Genomic DNA, 3,566 nt, shown 5'->3' with positions numbered 1-3,566 from the left:
GTGCCCGACCTGCCGAAGATCCCTGAAGCCGACCCGACATGCCGAACCCGCCCCAACCTAACCAAGCCCTACTAGCGGACCTGCCGCGCTTCCACGTCCGCGGCCCGGCGGAGAAGCTGTTCGAGGAGGCGTACGACTGGGCACGCCCGATGACGGATGCCGAGTGCATGCGCCGCCACCTGGTCGGCATCGACGTGAACATGGCCTTCGCCGCCGGCGCCAACGGCCTGGTCGTCGGCCTCGGTGCGCCCACGCAGGTCAAGGCGCCGGTGTTCGATCCGAAGCTGCCGGGTTCGTGGCTGGTGGACCTCTCGCACGTCGACCTGTCCCGGGTGAAGGTCAGTAAGGAGTGGGTGGAGCTGGACGGCTCGCTGCTGCCCAGCCCGTTCACGCCGAAGGGTGATCGTCCGGAAGGGCCGGCCTGGTACGCGACACCCACCGTGGCGTACGCGGTGGAGCTGGGCTACGAGGTCCGCCCGGTGGAGGCGTACGTCCGGTATGAGAACGGCCGCTACCTGGACGGCTGGTACCAGCGGCTGCGCGATGCCTACCTGGCCACGATGGCCGACCTCGGCGTCGACGCCGACCTCTCCCCGGCTGACTTCCTTGCGGCGATGGACGGCTACAAGGAACGCGACCCCCAGCTGGCGATCGTCGTCTCGGCGATCAAGGCGACGGTCAAGGGCGGCCTGGGCAAGCTGCGCGAGCGGCCCCGCGGCGAGGGCTGGCGGCCGGGCGAGCCGTGGCGCGCGCTGTCCCGCCCCACCTGGCGGCCGGACATCCGCGCGGCGGTCATCTCCCGCACGCGCATCAACCTGCACCGCAAGATCGTCAAGCATGCGGCGTTCACCGGCGACTACCCGGTCGCGATCCTGTCCGACTGCGTCGTCTACGCGGCCAATGGGCCCTCGCCGCTGGACTTCCTGCCCTACCGCGACGGCAAGCCGCTGCCGGGCGGCTTCAAGCTCGGCCTCAACCCGGGCCTGGTCAAGCACGAGGGCACCCAGGCCGTCCTGTGGGGCGAGGAGGTCCGCGAGCGGTTCAACGCCCCGGAGCTCAACCTCGCCCGCTACATCAAGGACGGCACCGTCACCGACGTCGACAACGGAGAGTAGGAGAGGGCGACGATGAGCCTGTTCGGGGACGGCCTGGACGCCGCGGTGCACAAGGCGTTCACCCGCCCGGCACCCAAGAGCGCGCCCGCGCAGATGCGGTACCTGGTCAGGCAGCTCAAGGGCACCAAGGCGGTCGCCCAGATGCTGCGGATCTCCCAGCGCACCGTCGAGCGGTACGTGAAGGACCAGATCAAAAAGCCCCGCCCGGAGCTCGCCGCGCGTTTGGAGCGCGAGGTGAAGAAGCGGTGGCAGCCGCAGATCCGGGCGAAGGCCAAGGCGAAGGCGGCGTCCACGGGCGGCATCGTCATCGACACCCGCGCCCGCATGGGCTACACCGCGCCGATCGGCTCCACGGACCAGGACCGCATCCGGCACCTGACCGTCGCCCTGCCCCCGCACTACGCCGCCCGCCTCTTCGACGCCCAGCAGGCTGGCGCCGGCGACCAGCAGCTCAAGGAGATCGCGGCCGAAGCCCTCAAGGAGGTGTACTTCCAGGACGGCGGCCGCCGCGCCGGAAGCCTGGAGGAGGTCCGCTTCACCGACATCGAACACCTGGAGTTCGACCTCTAGCAGTCGCGCCCCGAGCAGCCGCGTGCCCCGGACCGATGCGGTCCGGGGCACGCTCGAGTATCCGCGCGGGGGCGGATGTTCATGTGTGGTCGGGTGTCCAGCCAAGGTGAGCCCAAAAGCCGCCGCGCGATGATCTTGAAGCACTGGCGGCTTGCTACGGGGTTTCGACCCCAAGGGCGTTGACGCGGTTCACGTACTCGCGGCGGGCCTTGCGCTGCGCCGGAATCGCCGCGGCGCCGTCGAGCGGCTGGCAGCGGGCGAGGAGTCGGTGGTGCACGGCCGGGACGGCGGTGACGCGCAGGGTGTAGCCCTGGCCGCGTCGTACGGTCACGCCCTGGTCGAGCGCGGCCCGCTCGACGTCGTCCAGCTCGGCGGTGCGGAGGAAGTCGGCGACCCTGCCCGGCATGTCGAGGGTGACCGGCAGCTCCAGGGCTGGGGTGTTCTCGGGGACGGAGGCGGTGTGCTCGGGCAGGAGGTCGGCGACGGCCGTGCGGACGGCGCCCCGGCTGACGCCGTGCTCGCGGGCCAGGGCGGCGATGGACCGGCCGTCCAGGTACGCGGCGCGGACGGCGACGGCCTTCGCGGCCTTGATGGCCGGGCGGCGCCCGCCCTTGCTGCCCTTGGCCTCGGCGGCCCGCAGTCCGTCGTAGGTCAGCTCGCGCTGGAGGTCGCGCTGGAGTTCGCCGGCGGCGGCGAGGGTCTGCACCATGAACTTCACGGTGGACAGCAGCTCGCCGGTGCGGGGGTGGCGGGCGGTGAGGTCCATCGCGGAGAACGCGCCGTCGTGGATGCGCAGGGCGAGGCGGTCGCGGTGGAGGACGTCGAGGACGTCGAGGATGTGCCCGGTGCCGCGGCTGAGGCGGACGGACCCCGGCTACGAGGACGGCCCCGACGAGATGATCTATTCCAAGAGGTGGTGTGCGGTGGCTCGGCGCTGACGTGGAAGGCGAGCGTGGAGCCGGGCGGCTGTTACGCCCCGGTTCGGTATGCCTCCAGGTGGTCGGCCAGTTCTGTGGGGTGGCCGAGCATGGGGCAGTGGTCACCGGGCAGTTCGTCGGGTGTGATGCCAAGGCGTTCCCGCACGATCCGGCGCATGTACTCGGCGGGGAAGAAACGGTCGTCCCGGGACAGGAGGAACTTCGTGGGCACATCCGGCCACGCGGCCAGTGGCCATGGCTTCATGAACGGAGTGGCCGACTGCGTGCGCGTGTGCTTCTTGGCCTCGGCGACCAGTGCCGGCGGGGTGTCGTGGTGGAACAGGGCGGTGTCGTCGTCAGGGTCCCTGCCGTCGCGTTCGTCTTGTTCGCGCCTGGCCTGCTCGTAGCCGGTGTTGGCCCACCACTGGCCCGGACTCTCGCCCGGTGCCGGGATCTGCGCCTGCAGCATCACCAGCAGGTCCACTGGCACGCGGTCACACACCAGGGGGGCGGTGAACCCGCCGAAGGAATGGGCCACCAAGATCAGGTCGGCGCGATCACCGATGGCGTCGACCACGGTGTCGGCGTACTCGGCCAGCCCGGCCGAGTCGTCGTCGCACGGCAGGTCCACCGCCACCACATCATGGCCCCGCCCACGCAACTCGGCCTCCAGCAGATGCCAGTACCACGGGCCGGACGCGGCACCGGGAATCAGCACATACGTAGCCATCGTCAGCACCCTCTCGGTAGCGGACACGGTGTCTCAACGCCGTCGCGCTGCCCGTCGAGCGAACGTCCCACCGCCGGGCCGGAGATGCCCCCGCACCCGGGAGGAATTGTTCCACGCGGTGATGAGGCGAGGGCATCCATGATCATTGTGTGACGAACAATCTAGTGTGTCGAGTCTTTGATTCGGTTCAGATATCCGGCGAGGCGTTCGAAGATCTCATCAGCGGTCTTCGTC

3 protein-coding genes and 1 pseudogene are annotated in these 3,566 nt (G+C 70.2%); 2 read left to right on the top strand and 2 right to left on the bottom strand.

Annotated elements, in window-relative coordinates; genetic code table 11:
* Positions 1–68 precede the first annotated feature (68 nt).
* Positions 69–1,115, top strand: a pseudogene (locus JL475_RS38380) (transcriptional regulator); the annotation flags it as partial.
* Between the two features lie 12 nt (positions 1,116–1,127).
* Positions 1,128–1,685: an XRE family transcriptional regulator gene (locus JL475_RS38375; protein ID WP_202282830.1), complete on the top strand. Its 558-nt coding sequence runs from the start codon at positions 1,128–1,130 to the stop codon at positions 1,683–1,685.
* A 154-nt stretch (positions 1,686–1,839) separates the two neighbouring features.
* Here the strand turns inward: JL475_RS38375 and JL475_RS38370 are convergent, their stop codons facing one another.
* Both JL475_RS38370 and JL475_RS38365 read right to left on the bottom strand, forming a co-directional pair.
* Entirely contained in the window at positions 1,840–2,451 is a 612-nt protein-coding gene (locus JL475_RS38370) for a hypothetical protein (RefSeq protein ID WP_237409454.1), read from the bottom strand.
* Positions 2,452–2,654: 203 nt separating this feature from the next.
* Entirely contained in the window at positions 2,655–3,332 is a 678-nt protein-coding gene (locus tag JL475_RS38365) for an alpha/beta hydrolase (RefSeq protein ID WP_202282829.1), read from the bottom strand.
* Positions 3,333–3,566: the final 234 nt, after the last annotated feature.

The organism is Streptomyces sp. M2CJ-2, from assembly GCF_016757295.1.
In the GTDB taxonomy this organism is placed as follows: domain Bacteria; phylum Actinomycetota; class Actinomycetes; order Streptomycetales; family Streptomycetaceae; genus Streptomyces.
This window is presented reverse-complemented; position numbering and strand designations above follow the sequence as displayed.